Below are 21,115 nucleotides of genomic sequence, written 5' to 3' on the forward strand. Positions count from 1 at the left end.
TATGCCGTCAGGACTTGATTTTCGCGACGGTCATCAGGATCGCCGAGTCCTCTTCTGCTTCCAGGCTGTGCAAACCGTCCGGCACAATCAGCAGGTCGCCGGCCTTCCCCTGCCAGGATTCCTCGCCGGCGCGGAGCCGGACGCAGCCGCGGAGCACAAAGACGGTGGCTTCGCCGGGATTCTGGTGTTCGCTGAGCTGCGTCCCGGCCCGGAACGCCATCACCGTCTGGCGGAGCGTCTTCTCATGGCCACCAAACGCGGTATCCGCGGCCCGGCCGCTGGGTGCCGCCAGGGCAGCCGCGAGCTGCTGACGGGCAAGGGCATCGAGCGATATCTTCTGCATGCGGCCCACCCTACCCAGAAACTCAGCCGCTGCCGAGGGTCCTTGGCCACGATTTCGCGCCCTCGGACCGGCCACTGTCGGAGGAAAGCGTTAAGCTGGTGGAACGGCTTATGCCAAGGGCCACGGAACTTCCCACCGGAGCACCGCCATGAGCAAGGCTATTGAAGAACCGGCCCTCGACACTCCTTCGACCGCCAGTTCTCCCACAGACGCTGCGGCGCAGGGAGTCCCCGCAGAACTCCGACGGCTCGCCGACCAAACCTTTGACCTTCCGCGCCTCCGCGAGGGACAGCTGGCCGGGATGGCCGCCCTCGTTGCCGGCCGTGATGTCCTGGCGGTGATGCCCACGGGCTACGGCAAGTCCGCCATCTACCAGGTCGCCGCCATGGCACTCCGCACCAGACAGGGCACCGCTGGAAAGCCGGGCATCGCCGTCGTGGTTTCCCCGCTGATTGCGCTGCAGGAGGACCAGCTTGAGAGCCTGAACAGCCGTCTTGGCCCACTGACGGCCATAGCCATCAATTCCCACCACAGCGCCGCTCAGCTGGAGGAGGCGTGGCAGGCCGCGGAGAACGGGGTGGCCGCCTTCCTCTTTCTCGCCCCCGAGCAGCTGGCCAAGGACAGCACCGTGGACCGGCTCGCGGCCCTCGAGATATCGCTCTTCGTCGTGGACGAGGCGCACTGCGTCTCCGCCTGGGGCCACGACTTCCGGCCGGACTATCTCGGCTTGGGCGCGGTCCGCGGCAGGCTCGGCTCGCCGCCGGTAGCGGCGCTCACTGCAACTGCGGCCCGGCCGGTCCGCGAGGAGATCCGGAAGCGGCTGAAGATGAGAGACCCGCTGGTGCTGGTGCACGGCTTCGACCGGCCCAACATCCGGCTCGAGGTCATCCGCCACCACGAGGACACGGCCAAACGCCGCGCCGTCGTCGAGCAGGTCACGGCCCTCGCCACCGGAGCGGTCCCCGGCCTCGGTGCAGCCGGTCTCGTCTACGCGGCGAAGCGCCGGGACACCGAGAAGTACGCGGAAAAGCTGGCCAAGCGCGGACTGCGCGCCGAGTGCTATCACGCGGGGCGCAGTGGAGAGGACCGCGAGCGCGTCTATGAGCTGTTTATGGACGACCAGCTGGACGTGGTGGTCGCGACGACAGCCTTCGGCATGGGCATCGATAAACCCAACGTCCGCTTCGTGGTCCACGCCGACATCACCGAGTCGCTGGACAGCTACTACCAGGAGATCGGACGCGCCGGCCGGGACGGCGAACCTGCCCTCGCCGTCCTGCACTACCGGTCGGAAGACCTGGGCCTGCGCCGCTTCTTCGGCACGCACCGCCCGGACGAAGAGTCTCTGCTGGCGGTCCTGTCCGCGCTCCGCGGCTCCGATGGCCCGCTGACCAAAGCCGCGCTCGCGGAGGCAACCGGGTTTGCTCCGCGCAGGCTCACCGGGTTGCTGAACCAGCTCCAGGAGACCCGTGCGGTCAAGGTTGGGAAACGCGGTGTCAGGCTCGACGCCGGCGCGACGCTGCCCGAAGTGGTCGCGGCGGCTGTGGACCTGGCCGAAGCGCGGCAGCGGATGGACCATTCCAGGATCGAGATGGTGCGCGGCTACGCCGAGACGGACGGCTGCCGCCGCCAGTACCTGCTGGGCTATTTCGGCGAGGACCTGCCCGAGGACTGCGGCAACTGCGACAGCTGCACGGACGCCGCCGCTGCCCGGCCCGCTGCCGGCGCCACCGTCAGCGCCGGGGACGGCGCCGGGGACGGCGCTGGCGTCGCTGCCACGGTGGACGGCGACCCCGACGACGGCTCCGAGCTCTTTCCGCTGCAATCAGGGGTGGTTCATAAGAAATGGGGCCCGGGTCTGGTGATGCGGCACGAGGACGACGTCATCACCGTGTTGTTTGAGCAGGAGGGGTACAAAACGCTGTCCCTGCCGGCCGTCGTGGAACACAAATTGCTCACCCGTTCCCGGGATTGAACCGGACTCCGGGCTTACCCGACGACCGTCGGCGGCGGACCTACGCTAAATCCATGGCCAGGGTCAGCGTGAACGGCGTGGACCCTCGGGCCGGACGAGCTGGCCAGTGTCAGCCAGCCGACGCTGCTTGTCTCCGCGGAGGACTCGCCTGCGGTCCTGTCCAGGGTCAATTCACGGCTCGCGGAGCTGCTCCCCGCGGCCGAAAGCGTACTGGTTCCCGGCGGCCACCTCATCAACCCAGCCCACCCCGCCGTGCTGGAGTTCCTCGGCCGTTTTACCCGCCGATTCGCCAGCGGTGACACCGGGCCGGGAATCAGTACACCACCCTGAAATTGCTGAACGCCCCGGTGGCCCGGGAGACCGATTCCTGCACGTTCTCCACCCGCCCCGGTGCCTCCGGCGAGCGCAGCCAGCGCCGGAACTCCAGCACCACGGACTGCGGGCCCTCCGCCAGGATGCCCACCGAACCGTCGTCGTTGTTCCGGACGGTGCCGGTCAGCCCCAGCTCCTCGGCCTGGCGCACCGTCCAGTAGCGGAAGCCAACGGCCTGCACCACGCCGTCCACCCGCGCTGTCAGCCGGACCCACTCGCCGGAATCGCCCTTCGGAAACTCAGCCATGCTCCCAATCTAGCGCCCTGCGCAAAGCGGACAACCGGAGGACAACGGGAGCGCACAACCTGAGCGCACAACGGGAAAACGTGGGCTGTACACATAGGGACCTTTGCCCCTTACTTTCCGCGCACCCCAGCAGGAAGGATGGTTTGATGCGCCGCGGGGACGTGTCGAGACAACGGCATGGCACATGGAAGTGCCTCACCCTCCCGCCGTGCTGCATTGCCCGAAAGGACAACAAGATGGCAGGTCAGTTCGAAATCTTCACGGACGCTGAGGCCAACGTCCGATTCCGGCTCCTCGGCGCCGACGGCACGGTCTTGGCGATTTCCAAGGCTTTTGACGACAAACGGTCCGCCGCGGACGGCATCATGGCAGTCCGCGAGTGCGCCGGCACCGGCCTGATCAAGGAGGCCCGGACCAACGCTTGGGGCGGCACCGGACGGACCAGGGCAGGCCTGCCGACGCCGGCCCACCGCCGGCACCGGCATTTCCCCGCCGTCTAGGCGGGTCTGACGAGTAAGACCCCGGGCGGGCAGCCCGGCACATTCGGGAGCCGCAATGGACGAGGCACGGGTCCACATCAGCGGCTTCCGGATGGACTTTGGCGACACCACGGTGATCCGCGACCTCTCCTTCGACGTGCACGCCGGCGAGACCTTCGGCTTCCTCGGCAGCAACGGCTCGGGCAAGACCACGACCATCCGGGCCCTGCTGGGCATCTACGAGCCCACCGCCGGGGTCCTGCACATCAACGGCCGGGACTTCAAACCCGAGCACGGCGACAGGCTGGGCTACCTTCCCGAAGAGCGCGGGCTGTACAAGAAGGAAAAGGTCATCGACATCATGACCTACTTCGGCCGGCTCAAGGGGATGGAGCGGCGCGCCGCGAAGCAATGGTCACTGCAGTACCTGGACCGGGTGGCGCTGGCGGACCGCGCCTCCGCGGTGCTCGACAAGCTGTCCAGCGGTCAGCAGCAAAAGGTCCAGCTCGGAGTCACCATCATGAACAATCCCGAGCTGCTGATCCTCGATGAACCCACGAAGGGCTTCGACCCGGTCAACCGGCGCCTGCTGATGGACATCATCGCCGAGCAGAAACAGGGCGGCGCCACGGTGGTCATGGTGACCCACCAGATGGAAGAGGTGGAGCGGCTCTGCGACCGCGTGATCCTGCTCAAGGACGGCACCGCGGAAGCCTACGGCACCATCGATGAGGTGCAGAACAAATACGGCGGCCGCATCATCCGGATCAGGCACAGCGGTCACCTTCCCCGTTCGCCGCACTATGAGGTGCTGCTCGAGGAGACCAACTACTCGGAGCTCTCCGTCTCCGATGCCACGGACGAAGCCGTCATCCTCAAGGACCTGGTCGACGCCGGGGTGACCGTCCGGAGCTTCACCACCACCAAAATCTCCCTCGAGGACATCTTCATCCGGGTCTACGGCGACCAGAACACTCCCTCCCCTCCCGGGGCTGCCGCCGCCGCACCGTCCGGGCGGCGGGAAGGAGGGTAGCGCTGTGGCCCAGCACAACCTTGGCACAGTCGTCAGCTTCGAGTTCATCCGCACCGTCACGAAAATCCGGTTCTGGATCGGCACCCTGTCGGTGCCGATCATCATGGCCGTGGTCTTCGGGCTGATCTTCCTCAGCAACACCACCACGGACACCGCCGCCGAGGCGCAGAAAGACGCCCAGTTCAGCATCTCCTACACCGACGCGTCCGGACTGATCACCGCCCAGGACGCCGCGATCTACGGGGCGACCGCCGCGGGCTCCCCCGACGCCGGGATCCGGGCCGTGCAGTCCGGCACCGTTGACGCCTACTTCCACTACCCTGCGCACCCCGAAACCACGGCCGTGCGCGTCTACGGTGCGGACCGGGGGATCTTCGAAAACGGCAAGTATGCCGCCGTCGCGCAGGCCATGCTGACGCACGCCGTCGAACAGAAAATCGCGTCACCGCAACTGGCCGCGCTCGACGCCGGCAGGGTGAAGATCGACACCATCACCTATGACGGCAGCAAGGAATCCGGCGGCCTGGGATCGGTGATTCCGCCGCTGATCTTCCTGGTCATTTTCTACGGGCTGATCGTGCTCCTGGCGGGGCAAATGCTCAACTCCACGCTGGAGGAGAAGGAAAACCGCGTCACCGAAATGATCCTGACCACGCTCAAACCGACGACGCTCATCGCGGGCAAGGTGATCGCACTGTTCGGAATCGGCCTGGTGCAGATGATCGTCTTCCTCTCACCCATCGTGATCGCCCGGCTGTACTTTCCCGCGGAGCTCAGCCTGGCAGCCCTGGACCTGCCTCCCCTGATCCTCGACCCGGTGCGGATGACCGTTGGCCTGCTGATCCTGGTCGGCGGCTTCGCCCTGTTCACCACCACCCTCGTGGCGATCGGCGCCGTGATGCCCACGGCGAAAGAGGCCGGCAACTTCATGGGCGTGATGATGGCGCTGATCTTCGTGCCGTTCTACGCCGTGGCCCTGGTGGTCTCCGATCCGCGGTCGGTGATCGTGCAGATTTTCACGTTCTTCCCGTTCTCGGCCCCGGTGACTGCGCTGCTGCGCAACGGCTTCGGCTCCCTGAACCTGCTCGAGGCCGGCATTGTGATCGCCATCCTCTACGTGGGCGCCGCGGTGATGCTCCGCCTGGCCGTGCGGCTCTTCCAGTACGGCTCCATCTCCTACACCTCGAAGGTCAACGTCCGGAACGCCCTGCGTTCCCGGGCCCGGCACCCTGTTGCCGACGCGCCGCCGGCGGCGGACCGCTGAGCGCAGCGCCGGCTACCGGGTGGCGCTGTCGCCTACCGGGTGGCGAGGAAGCTCCTGATCGCCTCCGCCATGGCTTTGGACTGGGTCCAATGCAGGTAGTGGCCTCCGGAGAGCGGGACAATTTCGTGGCGTTTGACGTTCCTCAGGAGGTTCTCGAGCGCCGCAGTCTTGCCGGCCGTCTCCGGCGATCCGTCGTCGGCGACAAAGGCGAGCACCGGCAGACCGTCAGGGTAGCTGATGCCGCGCAGGTCCGAGGCGTTGTTCCCGATCCGCGCCGTCTCATCGGCGACGGCCTGGTTGCCGAAATTCCAGCTCATCATCAGGCGCATGCGCTCGCGTTCCTCCGGAGTGTAGGCGTCGCCGTCGGGTTCCGCGAGACCGGGGGCCACCGCGAGGACGGCCCGGGCCACCCCGGTGACGGAGAGCAGCCGCGCGACACCGGGGCCCGCCAGCTCCACCTCCTCCGGCCCGCTGGTGGCTTTCGGCACGCTGACGTCGATCCCGACGACGGCGGCCACGTCCGCGGGATAGCGGTTGGCGTAGTCCAGCAGGTAGAAGCCGGCGATCGAGTGGCCGGCCAGGGTATAGGGCGGCGTGATGTTGAGCTTGCCAAGTGTTTCGTGGAGTTCCGTGCTGATGTTCTTGTTGGTCCGCTCGCTCGCACTCGGGTCGCTGTAGCCGTAGCCGAAACCCTCGACGACAGTGACGTTGTAGCCGCCCAGCTCCCGGATCAGCGGCGCGAAGTCCAGCGCCGGTGCTGCCGTTCCCAGGCCGCTGAGGAGCACAATCGGCTGGCCGGGTTGGCCGTTCCGGTAGACGTTCACCGTTCCGCCGGTGATCTCCACCCGTTCGCCGTAGGGGGTGATGCTGGCCCGCTCCTGCCGCTCAAGGAGCAGGTTGGCGACCGTCGAGGCCAGGACCAGTCCGATAACGGCCAGGACCGCCACGGCGAGGACGCGCAGTCTTTTCCGGCGCCTGGGCCGGCGCCGGCCGGGACCTGACTCGGTGCGGGGATCCGGAACGGTCACCTGTTCTGCTACTTCCCGGCCGTCACGCCTGCGGTGGCGCCCGCCGGCCGCAATGACGTGATCATCTTGCGGATTTCCTGGTATTCCGGGGTCGCGGCGTAGAGTTTGGCCTTCTCCAGATAGGGCAGTGAGGGGTCCCCGGGGGTGGCGTTGTTCTCCGGGTTGTACGTCCCGCCGAAGAACGCGCCGCTGGGCGGCCACAGGAACAGGTGGAACATCGGGCACGCGGTGTCACCGGATTCTTCGGGGACCATGGTGATGCCGTACGCGGCGATGGTGGACTGCGTGGCCACGGCATCCGTGTCCTCGCCCCGGGATTCGAACACGTAGCGGGGTACCCCGCCGTCGCCTCCGCCGCCTTCGGCCAGGGCCAGCATCGGCTCGGAGTCGTAGACCTCCATCGGGGTTTTGTCGACGCATTCCGCCCCGGTAACGATGTTGGTCCGCAGGCCCGCCATCGGTTTCCCCGCGGCGTTCAGCACGTCCACGAACTCTCCGGCGAGCGCCCCGCCGGGGTCGTTGACCGTCCAGCCGGCCGGGTAGTCGAACGACAAATCCCCGGCCTTCGTCGTGAAGGTCGTCCAGCCCGGCGACGGCCCCTCCGACGCCGGCAACCCGCCCGGCGTCGTGGCGGACGGCATCGACGTGCCAGGTGGTGACCCCGCCGGCGTCGTGGTCGCGGGCGACGAGTTGCCAGGTGCGGCGGGGCCGGCGGGCGGGGACGGCGACAGGCTGCAGGAGGCCAGCAACAACGCCGAGCTGAGGGCGATGCCCAGAGCGGCCTCCCGGCCGGTGGCGCCCAGGCCGGCGCCGTGCCGGCGCGTTCCGGGTGAAACCGCCGGCCTCCTCACGTCATGGCTTTCCGACCGGCCGCAGTGACGTGATTGCCTGCTTGACGTTTTTGTACTCGGTGGTGTCCTTGTACACCTCGGGGGTGTCCACGTTCGTGGGCCCTCCCGGGGTCGTGTCGAACGGGTCATAGACGCCGCCGAACATGGCGCCGCTGGGCGGCCAGGTGAAGAAGTGGAAGATCGGGCAGGCGGTGTCCCCGGTGGGTTCCGGCGCGGTGGTGATGCCGTAGGCCAGGAAGAGGGACTCGGCCGGATCACTCGACGTCGGGTCCGTCCGCCCCTCATAGACGAACCGCGGCGTCACCCCGCCCTGCGCCAGCGCGGGGACGGGCTCGGCGTCGTACTGCATGAAGGGGAACTTCTCGGTGCACTCGGCACCGGTGACCATGTTCGTCCGCAGGGTCGCCATCGTCTTTCCGTAGTCACTCACCAGCTCTACAAAGACGCCGCCCTCGGCGGGCTCGCCGGCCGGGTCCTTGATGGTCCACGACTCCGGGTAGTCGAACGCCAGCGAGCCGTCCGACGTCGTGAACGTCTTCCAGCCCGCCGGGACCGTGACGGTCGGTGAGGGGGTGGTGCTCGGCGACGGGCTCGCCGTTGCGGACGGGCCAGATGTGGCCGTCGTGACCGGCGGGGAACTGGTGGCGGGGGCCGCTGCCGGTGACCCGCAGCCGGCAAGGACGACCGCTGCGCAGAAAGCGGAAACGGCTGTGGCGACTGACGTGGCGCGGCCCATGGCACCCTCCCCCTGGGAAAATCGACTGGTTCGACAATTCTCGGGTGTTTCCGCGGGGAAACTAGGGCCTTAGGACCCTTGGCGACCCGCCGTGCCGGGCCAGCCGCCGCCGGTTCGCCCGCCGTGACGCTTCCCACGTTGTCCCCTGAGGATTTCGAATGGATCCAGAAGCTTGCTAGAGCTTAAGTAATGCAAGACGTCTTTGATCCCGCCCTGCCTTATCTGGCCCCCGTCCTCGCTGTTGCCCTCGCGGTGGCCGGCGGGCTCCTCGCCTCCTGGCTGGTGCGCCGGATTGTGCTCCGGCTCAACCGCAACCAGCCGGCCCTCCGCGAGACCTCCCGGGTGGCGCGGCTGCCGCTGCGTTTTGCGCTCTGCCTGATCGGTGTCCGGATCGCCCTGGGCCTGACCACGGACGAGGCCGGATGGAGCGGCACCGTGGACCACGTACTGCAGATCGCGCTGATCGGGTCCCTCGCGTGGCTGGCCGTCGCGGTGCTCCTCATCATCGAAACCATGCTGCTCACCCGCTACCGGGTGGACGTGGCGGACAACCGCCGGGCCCGCAGGCTCCGCACCCAGGTGATCCTCGCCCGGCGGATCGGCGTCGCCCTGATCGCCATCGTGGCGCTGGGCATCGCGATGCTGACCTTCCCCGCGATCCAGGCCCTCGGTGCCGGACTGCTCGCCTCGGCCGGCGTGATCTCGATTGTGGCCGGCCTCGCCGCGCAGACCTCGCTGGTCAATGTCTTCGCCGGCATCCAGCTTGCCTTCACGGATGCGATCCGGGTGGACGACGTGGTGGTGGTGCAGAAGGAATGGGGCCGGATCGAGGAGATCACCCTGACCTATGTGGTGGTCCACATCTGGGATGACCGGCGGATGATCCTGCCCTCCACGTACTTCACCACCACCCCGTTCGAGAACTGGACCCGGCGGCAGTCCGAGGTCATGGGCACCGTGGAGTTCGATCTCGACTGGCGTGCCCCGGTTGAGGACATGCGCGCCGAGCTCAATCGGATCCTGGCCGGCACCGAGCTCTGGGACGAGCGGGTCGGCATCCTGCAGATCACCGACGCGACCGCGGGCTTCGTCCGGGTCCGCATCCTGGTCAGCGCCGCCGACAGCGCCACGCTCTTTGACCTGCGCTGCCTGATCCGCGAGGAGCTGGTGCTGTTCCTGCAGCAGGAACACCCGACGGCGCTCCCCCGCGTCCGGCTCGAAACGCTGGGGTCCGCCGCGGACGATGCCTCTCGCACCTCCGGGACTTCCACGACGTCGGCGAAGCGGGCGGCCGGCCAGCCGGGCAAGGTCTCCGCCGCGGACGAACCCCGCCGGCACCCGGCCGATCCGCACGACTCCCAGCTGTTCACCGGCTCCATCGAGGCGGTCCAGCGCTCGCGCGCTTTCACCGGCCCGGGCGAGGAGGTCTTCGAGGACCGCGACAAGAACATCGCCGCGAAAAACTAGCGCGCCCGGGGCCGGCCCAGGCGGACCGGCTCCCCCGCAGGGACCCGCGCCGTCCACATAGCAACAGCGGGGTCTTCCCTGCCTGCGGGAACTGTTCAATAATCACGGTGGGGCGTCAGCGACGGTGCTGTCGCCGCGGAGCCCGCTGGACCAGCTGAGGAGCCCCATGACGGTACAACAGCCGACTGACGAATCCCTTCAGCCGCCCGCCCGCGATTGGTTCCGGAGCGCCGTCGTCTATCAGATTTATCCCCGCAGCTTCGCTGACTCCAACGGGGACGGCATCGGGGACCTGCGCGGCATCATCAGCAAGCTGGACTACCTGCAGCGGCTCGGCGTCGACGTCGTCTGGCTGTCCCCGATCTACACCTCCCCGCAGGACGACAACGGCTACGACATCAGCGACTACCGCACCGTCGACCCGATCTTCGGAACGCTCGAGGAACTGCGGGAGCTCACGGACGGACTGCACGCGCGGGGCATGAAGCTGGTCATGGACCTGGTTGTCAACCACACTTCGGACGAGCATCCCTGGTTCGTCGAGTCACGTTCCTCGAAGGACGACCCCAAGCGGGACTGGTACTGGTGGCGGCCGCCGCGCCAGGTTTCCACTGCCAGCTCCGCCGGTCCCGGGGCGGAGCCGAACAACTGGGGGTCGGTGTTCTCCGGCCCGGTCTGGGAGTTCGACCAGGCCACCGGCGAGTACTACCTGCACCTCTTTTCCCGGAAGCAGCCGGACCTGAACTGGGAGAATCCGGAGGTCCGGGCAGCGGTCTACGATATGATGAACTGGTGGCTGGACCGGGGTGTGGACGGCTTCCGGATGGACGTCATCAATTTCATCTCCAAGGACACCGCCCTGCCGGACGGTCCCATCGCCGCCAGGATGCTCTATGGCGACGGCAGCCCGTTCTACATCGGCGGGCCCCGGATCCATGAATTCCTGCAGGAGATGCACCGGGAGGTCTTTGCCGGCCGCCCCGGCCCGCTGCTCACCGTGGGCGAAATGCCCGGCGTCACAGTGGACGAGGCCATCCTGTTCACCGACCCGGAGCGGGCTGAGGTGGACATGGTCTTCCAGTTCGAACACGTCGCCCTGGACCATGAGGACGGCAACAAGTGGCGGCCCAGGAAGCTCAACCTCACGGACCTCAAGAAGAGCCTCGGACACTGGCAGACCGGCCTGGCCGAGCGCGGCTGGAACAGCCTGTACTGGGGCAACCACGACCAGGCCCGTGCGGTGTCGCGCTTCGGCGACGACGGCAAATACCGTGAGCTGTCCGCCAAAATGCTCGCCGGCATCCTGCATCTGCACCGCGGCACACCCTACGTCTACCAGGGCGAGGAACTGGGCATGACCAACATGACCTTCGGGGCGATCAGCGATTACCGCGACATCGAGGTCCTCAACCACCACCGCGAGGCCACCACACATTTGGGCCACACGGACGCCGACGTCCTCGCCGCGCTGGCACCGCTGAACCGCGACAACGCGCGCACCCCGGTCCAATGGGACGCGTCGCGGCACGCCGGCTTCACCACCGGAGCCCCCTGGATTGCGGTCAACCCCAACGCCAACCACATCAATGCCGCCGCGCAGGTCGACGACCCCGACTCGGTGTACAACTTCTACCGGAAGGTGATCGCCCTGCGGCACAGCGAGCCCGTGGTCGCGGACGGCGACTTCGCGATGCTGCTGCCGCGGGACGAGCACGTCTACGCCTTTGTCCGGTCGCTGCCCGATACCCGGCTGCTGGTGCTGGGCAACTTCTCCGGTCAGGACCAGGAGATAACGCTCGACGACGCCGCGGTGCCGCTCGCGTGGGGCAGCGCCGAACTGGTGCTGGGCAACTACCCGGCCGATGCCGCGGTGCCCCGTCTGCATCTCCGGCCGTGGGAGTTAAAAGTCCTGCGCGCCGGGGCGGCGCGGCCGGAGCGGTAAGCCGCGGCACAGCAACCCTGAGCACCACCCGATCAACGATGAGTGAGGGAGCCTGACATGACCATCCCACCGCCACCCGGACCCGAGCCGTTTCCACCGGAACCCGGGCCGACCACCCCCGAGCCTCAGCCCGGGGATCCATTCCCGCCGGAGCCCGGACCGGTCCCGCCGCCGGCGCCGATTCCGGAACCTGGTCCCGCACCGACGCCCGGGCCGTTCCCCACACCCGGGCCGCTGCCGATTCCGGATCCCGGACCGGTCCCGCCGCGGCCGGATCCAACGCGGTTCTAGATTCAAGCCGCTGGCCGGCTTGGCCGGCGGGACGTTCAACTGGCCGTACGTTCAACCCGGAGGCCTGCTCACGTTGCGTCAACGCCGACCAGGAAGGTCCGCACTTCGGCGTGGTCTCGGCACTCAGCCGATCGGGCTTCCACCTGTTGCTTGAGATCGTTTTAGCCTTGGCTATGCTTCAGCCGGGGAAAGAGCGACTCCGCATTGCCGCGGTCAATCGCCGCACGCAGGGAGGGCTCCAGCGGGTAGTTCTCGTACTGCCTGTTCAGGAGCCCGATCGCCATCGACGGTGCGAACGGGAAGTCAGTGCCGTAGGTGATACGGCGAGGGTCAGCGACCTCGAGCAGGGTGGGCAGCGTCGTCGGGCTTGCGGACAGGGCGAGGTCGTAGTAGAACCGCCGCAGGATTGATTGCTTCCCATCTGTCAGCGCTGCCAACACGCTTAGGGCCAGGTCTCGATCGTTAAGCATCGTGAGCAGGATCCTGAAGGCGATGTAAGGCACGAAGCCGCCCGCGTGGGCCAGGAGGAACTTGATTCCAGAGTACTTCTCCATCGCGCCGGACAGGATCAGGCTGATAGCTATGCGGGTGGTGTCGAGCAAGAAATCCGCGGCGAAGGTGGGGATGCCGGGCACCGCCGGAGCGGGAAGCTCGGCAGGGTGAATGAAGACGACGGCCTGGCGTCGGTGCAGGAACTCCAGCAGTGGCTCGAAGGCCGGATCGCCAGGTAGAGGCCGTCATTGTTGGCCAGCAGCACGATGCCATCCGCATGCAGGCTGTCCAGGGCGTACTTGGCCTCCGTCAGGGCGCCTTCCACGTCCGGCAACGTAAGTGTCGCGAAGAACCCGAATCGATCCGGCCGACCGGCTACCACCTCTGCGCTGTACTCATTGACCTCCCGCGCCCGTCGCCGCGCACCCACGGCGTCCCCGAGGTAGACACCGGGCGTGGAGAGGGACAAGATGCCCGTCTGCACGTCGTTCCCATCCATGAACTTCAGTGCGGAGCGCTCCGACCACGACGGCAGGTTCAAGCCACCCGGGCGGATGCCCTTTTCGTGCAGCCAACGTGCATACCCCGGCGGAATGATGTGCTGGTGGGTGTCAATGCGGTGCGGACGGCTCATCCGAATCCCCTGCCCAACGTGTTCGTTTCGCTGATCCGCGGGCCCCTCAAACATCAGCGGATGCTAACAATCTACTCGCCGACTGGAGGCAGGAGCGTGGGGCCTGTGAGCCTATCCACCGGGGCCACTCATGGCGGAACAACGCTTGGGGATCCGGGAGATCGACCGGCAACTCCCCGTGCCCCGGCGCGACGCTGGTCGCAGCGCTGCCGGCGACCAGAACCCGAAGATCGATCGTCGGGAACGTCGCGCCGGCCGGGTCGTTCAGGCCGTCAGCGGCTGGGACCGCTCTTCGTAGGTTCCGCGCCGCGCCCAGCCGTCCATGACACGCAAAAGACCCCTCGACGCGGGGATTCGGGCGTCGAAGGGTCTTTGGCGCGGCGCCAGGAAAAGCGCGCGTCGCCTGCTTGCTACGGCAGGATGATGTCGCGGGTCCGGTGGTCGTAGTGGATGACCAGTATGCCGCCGGAGTGGCGCACCTCGTGGTTGGCGCCGTCGAAGGCACCGAAGGCGCCGAAGTTCTCCTCCCAGGAGCGGTTGAGTGCGATCTTGAAGCTGTACGTACCGGCCGGGAGATCCGCCGCGAGCTTCCAGAGCTGATCGACGAGATCGAGCTCCATCTGGGATTCGTCGTAATGCGGGGCCCAGTTGGCCGGTGCGCCCAGCAGGATGTTGAAATCGCCCGCAACGGCGACTGCCTCCGGCTGTTCGATGGTTTCCACGCCGGTGGCGGGTGCCGCGGGGGCGGCCCCACCGTTGGGCGAACTTGCAGCGGCCAGCGCGTCAACCGCCGGCGATTCACTCTTCGGGGCCGTGGCGGTGGCCGTTGCCGCCGCGGACGCGGGCCCGGGGGCGGGTGCAGATGCGGCCTTGTCGGCGGCCTTGCGCTTCCGGACCGCCTTGGCGACGGGCGCAACGGCCTCTTCGACGAGCTTGGCAGCCTTGCCGGCGACCTTCTCGGCAACTGTGGCGGCCTTCGGGGCGGTCTTCGCAGCCGGCTTGACGACAGGCTCGGACGGCAGCGGAGTGCCGGCGGGAACGGGAGTTCCGGCGTCGAGCGCTGCGGTGAAAGCAGCGGGGTCGGCGAACGCGACGGTGGCGCGCTGGCCGTCCTCGGTGATCGTCCAGCCCGAACGGCCCTTGACCAGCCAGCCGGCCTTGACCAGCCGCGCGGTGGCGGTGGTCAGTGTTTTGTGGCCGCGGGGAATTCCGCCGCTCAGCAGCTCGCGCTCAAAGTCGTTGAGCGGGACGCGTTCGATGGCCTCGCCCAGCACAGCTCCGGCGTTCAGCTTCTCATCCGTCCATACCCCCTCTGCCAGAACGTCCAGTACAGCCTTCAGTCGACGGGTGGTGTTTTCCGCAGTGTTCGCGCCCATGGGTCTCCTCTAGAAGCAATTGATCCACCTGCATTTTGCCAAGAACGGATGGGTTCCCGCGAGTAGCAAAGGTTAACTCTGTGTGTCGTGACCCACTATTACACCCCATCCCGGTGGGCGCGAGGGGCTTAAACCGGCAGTACTCGCGGGTAATATTCCGCGTGCGGCAACCGATGCGTCCACCGAGCGGACTGTCGCTGCTGCCAGACCTTGGGGGTCAGGGCCGTCAACTGCCATCCCTGCAGGGTCGGCAGGGCGATGACCGCCACGCCGATCCAGAGCCACGCCGATCCAGGGCAGGATCTCGCCGAAGTAATTCGGGTGGACTAATTCGGGTGGCGGGACTTGGCCCAAAGCCCGGTCGAGAATGGTCCCTTGTTGGCAGGGTCGGCGTTGAAGCGGCTTTTCTGCCGTCGGCCACGGTGGGCAACCTTGCCTCGGCCGGTTCGTGCTGCTGCTCACCGACCTCAGTGCGGCCACCGGTATCGTGACCCCCACACGATGAAGCTCAAGCGCGGTGCCTTCACCGAAAGCGCCCGCCTCATCGTCGACAACCTCTACGCCGACAAAAGGAGCCAAGCATGAGCATTCACGCCAAGAGGTGGCTGCTTTCCTACGCGGTCGCCGCCGTGATCTTCGCCGTCCTCGACGTTGTCTGGATCGGCACCGTGGCGAACAACCAGTATCAAAGCCAGATCGGCGACCTCCTCGCGCCCAGCGCCAACCTCGCCGGCGCCGTCGTCTTCTACCTCATTTACGTTGCGGGGATGGTGCACTATGGCATCCGGCCGAACGACCCGGACGTCACCATGCGGCAACGGGTGACGGGAGCCGCCCTGTTCGGCTTCTTCACCTACGCCACCTGGGCCCTGACCGCACTCGCCGTCCTCAAGGACTTCCCCGCCATTGTTGCCGTGACCGACATCGCCTGGGGAGTCGCGGCGTGCAGCGCCGTCACCTGGCTCACGGCAACCCTGCTGCGGCGAATGCTCGCGCCAGCGGTCACCGCAGCGTAGCGTCGCCCCAAGCCGCCCCTTGTCGCCATAGGTGAAGTATGCTTCACTAATTGTACGGAGGGGAGTATCCCCTGAATGTTCCGTCGTCAGTACGGCCGACCCTGAGCGGCCCGGCGGGACAGGTCCCCGGGACCGGGAAAGACCTCCAGTTAGTAGCACTGACTGGAAGCGGTTTTCCCTGATGAATGTTCCTTTTTGGGCTTGGTTGGCCGTTCTCACCGTTATAGTCCTGATGCTGGCCGTGGACTTGTTCGCGCACCGCAGGGCGCACGTCATCGGCGTCCGCGAAGCCGCCCTCTGGTCCGGCCTCTGGGTCGCCTTCGGAGTAGGGTTCGGCGCCCTGGTGTGGCAAATCTTCGGGGCTGAGTTTGGCCAGCAATACTTCGCCGGCTACCTGATCGAGAAATCCCTGGCAGTGGACAACGTGTTCATTTGGGCGATCATCTTCACGTACTTCGCAGTACCCCGCGAATACCAGCACCGGGTGCTGTTCTTCGGGGTCCTGAGCGCCCTGATATTCCGCGGCATCTTCATCGCGGCGGGCTCCGCGATCATCGCCAGCGCCGGGTGGGTGCTGTACATCTTTGCAGCGTTCCTGCTCTTCACCGGCTACCGGATGATCCGGCACCGCAACGAACATCTTGACCCGGAAAAGTCCCGGGTCCTGAAACTCTTCCGCCGGCGCGTGCCCATGACAAACGACTTCCACGGCCAGCGCTTCCTGATCCGCAAGAACGGCGCTGTGCTGGCCACCCCGTTGCTAGCGGTCCTGGTCCTCATCGAGGTCACCGACATCATCTTCGCCGTGGACTCCATCCCTGCGATCTTCGCCGTCACCGACGAAGTGTTCCTGGTCTTCACCGCCAACGCGTTTGCCATCCTGGGCCTCCGGGCAATGTACTTTCTGCTCTCCGACCTGATCCACCGCTTCATCTACCTCAAGATCGGCCTCGCGCTCGTCCTGATTTGGGTCGGCATCAAAATGCTCCTCAAAATCGATATCTACTACATCCCCACCACGCTCTCCCTGACCATCATCGCCACCATCCTTGGGGTGTCCATCGGAGCCAGTCTGTGGGCCACCCGCGGACAGGACAGCGAGGCTCCGGCGGCGCCGGCGCATTCCCCGTTCGGAACCGCGGCGGCCGAGGAAATCGCGGAGCTGGAACCGGTGTGGCGTAAACGCGGCGGCATGAAAGCTTCTTCGGCTGCTAGCCGGAAACGTCAGTAAGGAACATCCATGTCAGCCTCACCGCTTGGTCCGGAAATGGGCCCGGAACCGCCCCCTTCTCCGGCACACGCTCGTCCAAGGTGGACCTTTCTTACGAACCACGGGCACGTTCTGCTCTCGGTGGCCGCAGACCCTCAAGCCCGGATCACCGACATCGCCGCGAGGGTGGGGATAACACCACGCTCGACTCTCCAGATCCTCAAGGATCTCGAAGACGGAGGATATCTTCACCGCGTCCGGGCGGGACGGCGAACCAGCTATGCCGTTGAACCCCACCAGCACTTCCGCCACCCCGCCACCGCATCCTGGGAAATCGACGGTCTGCTCCGTCTCTTCGCGGGCGCCGCACCGTCAGCCGACGCGGTACCGCCACAGGAGGTACCCTGACCCGGAGAAGACCCCTGCCCCGTTGATGGGCCGTGCGTGACCCAGCGTTGTCCTATCGGTTATGGTTCCCATCCGCAGTTCCCATCCGCCGGTTATAGCAGCCAGGAGTGACTGGGCAACAGTGGGTTCAGTGCCCGGAGGCCGCCAGTTCGGCCAGCAGTTCCGTCTTTCGTTCCTCGCTCGCGAAGGAGGAGCGGATCGAGTTTGCCGCCATCCGGACTAAGTCGAACTCGGACAGCCCGATCAGGGATTTCAGCTGCGCAAAGTTGTCATCCACGTAGCCGCCGAAATACGCCGGGTCGTCCGAGTTCACGCTCACATTCAGGCCTGCCGCCAGCATCGCCGGCAGGGGGTGCTCCTTCAGCGTGTCCACCGTGCGGAGCCGGACATTGGACAGCGGGCACACGGTCAGCGGCGTGAGCTCGTCCACCAGCCGTTCCACCAGCTCGGGATCCTCCATGCAGCGGATACCGTGGTCGATCCGTTCCACGTCAAGGATGTCCAGCGCGTCAATGATGTACGACGGCGGGCCCTCCTCGCCGGCGTGCGCGGTCCGGTGCAGCCCGGCGTCCTTGGCCCGGGCGAACAGCCGCTCAAACTTGGCCGGCGGGTTGCCCACCTCGGCCGAGTCGAGGCCGATGCCGGCGATCGGCGCATCCATCGCGAGCAGCTTCTCCAGCACTTCCAGCGCGGAATCCTCGGAGAGATCGCGCAGGAACGCGGCGATCAGCAGGGTGGAGATCCCGAACTCCTGCTCCGAGACGGCCAGCACCGAAGCCACGCCGTTCACGCAGGTCTCCAGCGCCACGCCGCGGGACAGGTGCGCCTGCGGATCCAGCATGATCTCGGCATGCCGGACGCCGGCGAGCGCGGCCCGGGACAGGTAGGCCCGGGTCATGTCGGCGAAGTCCTGCTCGGTCCGCAGCACGGCCATGTTGGCGTAGTAGAGGTCCAGGAAGGACTGCAGGTCGGTGAACTCGTACCGGGAGCGCAGCTCGTCCAGGTCCGCGTACGGCAGCTGGATCCCGTTGCGCTCCGCCAGAGCGAAGATCAGCTCGGGTTCGAGGGTTCCCTCGATATGCAGGTGGAGCTCGGCGACCGGCAGCGGGGCGTGGACTGCGGCAGGAACCTCGACGAAGTCGGGAACCTCGGGTGCGGCGGTTGCCGGGCTGTCGGATGCGGCAGTGTCGGTGGCAGCGTCTTCGGTGGCAGCGACGCCGTCGTTAGTTTCCATCCGGTAAGGATATGCCCGCGGGCAGCAGACACCGATAGAGTCGATCAGATGCACACTGATCAGCATGCTTCCCATCGTCCCGGCGAGGCATCTCCCGCGCCCGGCGCCGGCCACGCCCCGGACGGCTTCGTCCGGGTGCGCGGTGCCCGGGAAAACAACCTGCGCAACGTGGACGTGGACGTGCCCCGCGATGCGATCGTGGCGTTCACCGGGGTTTCCGGGTCCGGCAAGTCCTCGCTGGCCTTCGGGACCATCTACGCCGAGGCTCAGCGCCGCTACTTCGAATCCGTGGCGCCCTACGCCCGGCGGCTGATCCAGCAGGGCCACAACCCCAAGGTGGAGATGATCAGCGGGCTGCCGCCCGCCGTCGCGCTGCAGCAGCGCCGCGGGACGCCGAGTTCCCGCTCGACGGTGGGCACGGTCACCACGCTGTCCAATTCGCTGCGGATGCTCTTCTCCCGCGCCGGCAGCTACCCCGACGGCGCGGGCCAACTCGACTCGGACGCGTTCTCCCCCAACACCGCCGCCGGCGCCTGCCCCGAATGCCATGGCCTCGGCATCGCGCACACCGTCACCGAGTCCTCCCTGGTCCCGGACACCTCGCTGAGCATCCGCGACGGCGCGATCGCCGCCTGGCCCGGCGCCTGGCAGGGCAAGAACCTGCGTGACATCCTTACCCACCTGGGTCACGACGTCGACACCCCCTGGCGGAAACTGGCCAAAAAGGATCGCGACTGGATCCTCTTCACCGAGGAACAGCCCGTGGTGGAGGTGACACCGCAGCGCGACCGCGTCGCGAAGCCATACAAGGGCCGCTTCTGGAGCGCGAAAAGCTACGTGCTGCATACCCTCGCCGACTCCAAGAGCACCACCATGCGCGAGAAGGTGCTGCGCTTCATGGAAACCGGACCCTGCCCGGTCTGCGGCGGCGCCGGCCTGACCCCGGCCGCCCTCGCGGTGACGTTCGCCGGCCGCACCATCGCCGAGCTCAACTCCGTACCCATGTCTGAACTGGCGGGCATCATCCGTCCCACCAGCGAGCTGACGACCGCCGGGACCGCCTCACGCAAACAAAGCTCCGGCGAGGCCAACGAGGTCGCCGTCGCCATCACCCGGGACCTGCTGCAACGCGTCACCGTGCTGCTGGACCTCGGGCTGGGCTATCTCGCGCTGGGCCGGGCCACCCCCACCCTGTCCCCGGGCGAGATGCAGCGGCTGCGGATCGCCACCCAGCTGCGCTCCGGCCTCTTTGGCGTGATCTACGTGCTGGACGAGCCCTCCGCCGGTCTGCACCCGGCCGACGCCGAGCCCCTCCTCGCGGTGCTGGACCAGCTCAAGTCCTCCGGCAACTCGGTGTTTGTGGTGGAGCACAACATGGACATCGTCCGCCGCGCCGACTGGCTGGTCGACGTCGGCCCGCGCGCCGGCGAGGGCGGCGGCGAGGTGCTCTACAGCGGCCCCGTCGCCGGGCTCGCCGAGGTGGAGTCGTCGGTGACCCGGCCGTTCCTGTTCCCGGACGGCTCAGGCGTCGGTTCCGCGGCACCCGGCCCGCGGCCCGGGGCTGCTCGGCGCGAGGCTGCACAGCGGGACGCTGACGGCTGGCTGGAGCTGCGCGGCATCAGCCGGCATAACCTGCGCGAACTCGACGCCGACTTCCCGCTCGGCGTGCTGACGGCGGTCACCGGCGTGTCCGGTTCCGGCAAGTCGACCCTGGTCAGCCAGGTCCTCGCCGAGGTGGTCGGCCGCCGGCTGCACCCGGAGGCCGACGCCGCAGCGAAAGCCACCGGGGACCTGGAGTCCGAGCCCGCAGAATCCGCCGGGCCGCTCAGTGTCGGCCCGGTCTCCGGACTGGACCGGCTGGACCGGCTCGTCAAGGTGGACCAGAAGCCGATCGGCCGCACCCCACGCTCCAACCTCGCCACGTACACCGGCCTCTTCGACGCCGTCCGCAAGGAATTCGCCGCGACGGACGAGGCCCGTTCCCGCGGCTTCGGCGCCGGCCGCTTCTCCTTCAACGTCGCGGGCGGGCGCTGCGAGACCTGCCAGGGCGAGGGCTTCGTCGCCGTCGAACTGCTGTTCCTGCCCGGCAGCTACGGCCCCTGCCCGGAATGCCACGGCTCGCGCTACAACCCGGAGACCCTCGAGGTCACCTACTGCGGCAAGAACGTCGCGGAGGTCCTCGGCCTGACGGTCAACGCTGCCGCCGAGTTCCTGTCCGAGGTCCCCTCCGCCGCCCGCAGCCTGCAGACCCTCCGCGAGGTAGGGCTCGGCTACCTGCGGCTGGGCCAGCCGGCCACCGAACTCTCCGGCGGTGAGGCCCAGCGCATCAAGCTCGCCACCGAGCTGCAACGCGCCCAGCGCGGGCACTCGCTGTACCTGCTGGACGAGCCCACCACGGGCCTGCACCCGGCCGACGTCGAACTCCTGATGGCGCAGCTGCACCGGCTGGTGGACGCCGGCAACACCGTGATCGTGGTGGAACACGAGATGGACGTGGTGGCGGCCGCGGACTGGGTGATAGACCTTGGTCCCGCCGGTGGCGACGCTGGCGGCAAGATCATCGAGGTCGGGACACCCGCCGCCGTCGCACGGTCCAAAAAGAGCCGGACGGCACCGTATCTTGCCGCAGTGCTCGGCGGCTGATAAATAAAAACAGTTTACTGATGATAACGGCTTGATAACGGGAATGGCGTGGTTTAGCGTAGGGTGCATGCCCG

General features: G+C 67.3%; 18 protein-coding genes and 2 pseudogenes. 11 read left to right on the forward strand and 9 right to left on the reverse strand.

Annotated elements, in window-relative coordinates; all coding sequences use genetic code 11:
- Positions 1-7: 7 nt before the first annotated feature.
- Positions 8-343: a cupin domain-containing protein gene (locus tag AC50X9_RS02055; RefSeq protein WP_494889663.1), complete on the reverse strand. Its 336-nt coding sequence runs from the start codon at positions 341-343 to the stop codon at positions 8-10.
- Between the two features lie 148 nt (positions 344-491).
- On the opposite strand from AC50X9_RS02055, the gene AC50X9_RS02060 reads away from it, so the two are divergent.
- Complete coding sequence (locus AC50X9_RS02060; RefSeq protein WP_494889665.1) at positions 492-2,318, forward strand: RecQ family ATP-dependent DNA helicase; 1,827 nt, start codon at positions 492-494, stop codon at positions 2,316-2,318.
- 313 nt (positions 2,319-2,631) lie between these two features.
- Here the strand turns inward: AC50X9_RS02060 and AC50X9_RS02065 are convergent, their stop codons facing one another.
- Positions 2,632-2,937 carry an acylphosphatase gene (locus AC50X9_RS02065; protein ID WP_494889667.1) on the reverse strand — a complete coding sequence of 102 codons (306 nt, stop codon included), beginning with the start codon at positions 2,935-2,937 and terminating at the stop codon, positions 2,632-2,634.
- Positions 2,938-3,173: 236 nt separating this feature from the next.
- Here AC50X9_RS02065 and AC50X9_RS02070 point away from each other — a divergent pair, with 236 nt between their 5' ends.
- From AC50X9_RS02070 to AC50X9_RS02080, 3 genes are read left to right on the forward strand one after another with little or no spacing between them, the layout of a single operon-like run.
- Positions 3,174-3,437, forward strand: a complete 264-nt coding sequence (locus tag AC50X9_RS02070) for a YegP family protein (RefSeq protein ID WP_494889669.1) — start codon at positions 3,174-3,176, stop codon at positions 3,435-3,437.
- Positions 3,438-3,492: 55 nt separating this feature from the next.
- A complete protein-coding gene (locus AC50X9_RS02075; protein WP_494889671.1) occupies positions 3,493-4,449 on the forward strand; it encodes an ABC transporter ATP-binding protein in 957 nt (318 codons plus the stop codon).
- 4 nt (positions 4,450-4,453) lie between these two features.
- On the forward strand, positions 4,454-5,713 hold the full coding sequence (locus AC50X9_RS02080; RefSeq protein ID WP_494889673.1) for an ABC transporter permease: 1,260 nt from the start codon (positions 4,454-4,456) through the stop codon (positions 5,711-5,713).
- Positions 5,714-5,745: 32 nt separating this feature from the next.
- On the opposite strand, the gene AC50X9_RS02085 is transcribed toward AC50X9_RS02080, so the two are convergent.
- Positions 5,746-6,741 (reverse strand): alpha/beta fold hydrolase, encoded by a 996-nt coding sequence (locus AC50X9_RS02085; protein WP_494889675.1) that lies wholly within the window; start codon positions 6,739-6,741, stop codon positions 5,746-5,748.
- 8 nt (positions 6,742-6,749) lie between these two features.
- A complete protein-coding gene (locus AC50X9_RS02090) occupies positions 6,750-7,295 on the reverse strand; it encodes a hypothetical protein (RefSeq protein WP_494889677.1) in 546 nt (181 codons plus the stop codon).
- A gap of 16 nt (positions 7,296-7,311) precedes the next feature.
- Here AC50X9_RS02090 and AC50X9_RS02095 point away from each other — a divergent pair, with 16 nt between their 5' ends.
- Positions 7,312-7,620, forward strand: a complete 309-nt coding sequence (locus tag AC50X9_RS02095; RefSeq protein ID WP_494889679.1) for a hypothetical protein — start codon at positions 7,312-7,314, stop codon at positions 7,618-7,620.
- Here AC50X9_RS02095 and AC50X9_RS02100 read toward each other — a convergent pair.
- Positions 7,594-8,328, reverse strand: coding sequence for a hypothetical protein (locus AC50X9_RS02100; protein WP_494889681.1), 735 nt, complete (start codon positions 8,326-8,328; stop codon positions 7,594-7,596). The two genes, AC50X9_RS02095 and AC50X9_RS02100, sit on opposite strands and share 27 nt — an antisense overlap.
- A 189-nt stretch (positions 8,329-8,517) precedes the next feature.
- On the opposite strand from AC50X9_RS02100, the gene AC50X9_RS02105 reads away from it, so the two are divergent.
- Positions 8,518-9,795, forward strand: coding sequence for a mechanosensitive ion channel family protein (locus AC50X9_RS02105; RefSeq protein ID WP_494889683.1), 1,278 nt, complete (start codon positions 8,518-8,520; stop codon positions 9,793-9,795).
- A gap of 166 nt (positions 9,796-9,961) precedes the next feature.
- A complete protein-coding gene (locus tag AC50X9_RS02110; protein WP_494889685.1) occupies positions 9,962-11,737 on the forward strand; it encodes a glycoside hydrolase family 13 protein in 1,776 nt (591 codons plus the stop codon).
- Positions 11,738-12,189: 452 nt separating this feature from the next.
- On the opposite strand, the pseudogene AC50X9_RS02115 reads toward AC50X9_RS02110, so the two are convergent.
- The 3 genes and pseudogenes from AC50X9_RS02115 to AC50X9_RS02125 form a co-directional block, all read right to left on the reverse strand.
- Positions 12,190-13,208, reverse strand: a pseudogene (locus AC50X9_RS02115) (amidohydrolase family protein).
- Positions 13,209-13,564: 356 nt separating this feature from the next.
- On the reverse strand, positions 13,565-14,530 hold the full coding sequence (locus tag AC50X9_RS02120) for a pullulanase X25 domain-containing protein (protein ID WP_494889687.1): 966 nt from the start codon (positions 14,528-14,530) through the stop codon (positions 13,565-13,567).
- Positions 14,531-14,856: 326 nt separating this feature from the next.
- Positions 14,857-14,937, reverse strand: a pseudogene (locus tag AC50X9_RS02125) (DUF1295 domain-containing protein); the annotation flags it as partial.
- Between the two features lie 174 nt (positions 14,938-15,111).
- Here AC50X9_RS02125 and AC50X9_RS02130 point away from each other — a divergent pair.
- The 3 genes from AC50X9_RS02130 (at position 15,112) to AC50X9_RS02140 (ending at position 17,164) form a co-directional block, all read left to right on the forward strand.
- Positions 15,112-15,546, forward strand: a complete 435-nt coding sequence (locus tag AC50X9_RS02130; RefSeq protein WP_494889690.1) for a DUF2177 family protein — start codon at positions 15,112-15,114, stop codon at positions 15,544-15,546.
- Positions 15,547-15,727: 181 nt separating this feature from the next.
- Positions 15,728-16,777: a TerC family protein gene (locus AC50X9_RS02135; RefSeq protein ID WP_494889692.1), complete on the forward strand. Its 1,050-nt coding sequence runs from the start codon at positions 15,728-15,730 to the stop codon at positions 16,775-16,777.
- Between the two features lie 36 nt (positions 16,778-16,813).
- The gene (locus AC50X9_RS02140; protein ID WP_494890162.1) at positions 16,814-17,164 is read left to right on the forward strand and encodes a helix-turn-helix transcriptional regulator; all 351 of its coding nucleotides are present in this window, start codon (positions 16,814-16,816) and stop codon (positions 17,162-17,164) included.
- Between the two features lie 127 nt (positions 17,165-17,291).
- Here the strand turns inward: AC50X9_RS02140 and AC50X9_RS02145 are convergent, their stop codons facing one another.
- The gene (locus AC50X9_RS02145; RefSeq protein ID WP_494889694.1) at positions 17,292-18,398 is read right to left on the reverse strand and encodes an adenosine deaminase; all 1,107 of its coding nucleotides are present in this window, start codon (positions 18,396-18,398) and stop codon (positions 17,292-17,294) included.
- 48 nt (positions 18,399-18,446) lie between these two features.
- Between AC50X9_RS02145 and AC50X9_RS02150 the strand changes: the two genes are divergently transcribed.
- Positions 18,447-21,041: an excinuclease ABC subunit UvrA gene (locus AC50X9_RS02150; protein WP_494889696.1), complete on the forward strand. Its 2,595-nt coding sequence runs from the start codon at positions 18,447-18,449 to the stop codon at positions 21,039-21,041.
- Positions 21,042-21,115 lie beyond the last annotated feature (74 nt).

It is taken from the genome of Pseudarthrobacter sp. HLT1-3, assembly GCF_059383535.1.

What these genes read in the sequence shown, in the direction of transcription:
- AC50X9_RS02055 (WP_494889663.1), bottom strand. Translation starts at nt 343, where the DNA reads ATGCAGAAGATATCGCTCGATGCCCTTGCCCGTCAGCAGCTCGCGGCT.
- AC50X9_RS02060 (WP_494889665.1), top strand. Translation starts at nt 492, where the DNA reads ATGAGCAAGGCTATTGAAGAACCGGCCCTCGACACTCCTTCGACCGCC.
- AC50X9_RS02065 (WP_494889667.1), bottom strand. Translation starts at nt 2,937, where the DNA reads ATGGCTGAGTTTCCGAAGGGCGATTCCGGCGAGTGGGTCCGGCTGACA.
- AC50X9_RS02070 (WP_494889669.1), top strand. Translation starts at nt 3,174, where the DNA reads ATGGCAGGTCAGTTCGAAATCTTCACGGACGCTGAGGCCAACGTCCGA.
- AC50X9_RS02075 (WP_494889671.1), top strand. Translation starts at nt 3,493, where the DNA reads ATGGACGAGGCACGGGTCCACATCAGCGGCTTCCGGATGGACTTTGGC.
- AC50X9_RS02100 (WP_494889681.1), bottom strand. Translation starts at nt 8,328, where the DNA reads ATGGGCCGCGCCACGTCAGTCGCCACAGCCGTTTCCGCTTTCTGCGCA.
- AC50X9_RS02105 (WP_494889683.1), top strand. Translation starts at nt 8,518, where the DNA reads ATGCAAGACGTCTTTGATCCCGCCCTGCCTTATCTGGCCCCCGTCCTC.
- AC50X9_RS02110 (WP_494889685.1), top strand. Translation starts at nt 9,962, where the DNA reads ATGACGGTACAACAGCCGACTGACGAATCCCTTCAGCCGCCCGCCCGC.
- AC50X9_RS02120 (WP_494889687.1), bottom strand. Translation starts at nt 14,530, where the DNA reads ATGGGCGCGAACACTGCGGAAAACACCACCCGTCGACTGAAGGCTGTA.
- AC50X9_RS02130 (WP_494889690.1), top strand. Translation starts at nt 15,112, where the DNA reads ATGAGCATTCACGCCAAGAGGTGGCTGCTTTCCTACGCGGTCGCCGCC.
- AC50X9_RS02135 (WP_494889692.1), top strand. Translation starts at nt 15,728, where the DNA reads ATGAATGTTCCTTTTTGGGCTTGGTTGGCCGTTCTCACCGTTATAGTC.
- AC50X9_RS02140 (WP_494890162.1), top strand. Translation starts at nt 16,814, where the DNA reads ATGGGCCCGGAACCGCCCCCTTCTCCGGCACACGCTCGTCCAAGGTGG.
- AC50X9_RS02145 (WP_494889694.1), bottom strand. Translation starts at nt 18,398, where the DNA reads ATGGAAACTAACGACGGCGTCGCTGCCACCGAAGACGCTGCCACCGAC.
- AC50X9_RS02150 (WP_494889696.1), top strand. Translation starts at nt 18,447, where the DNA reads ATGCACACTGATCAGCATGCTTCCCATCGTCCCGGCGAGGCATCTCCC.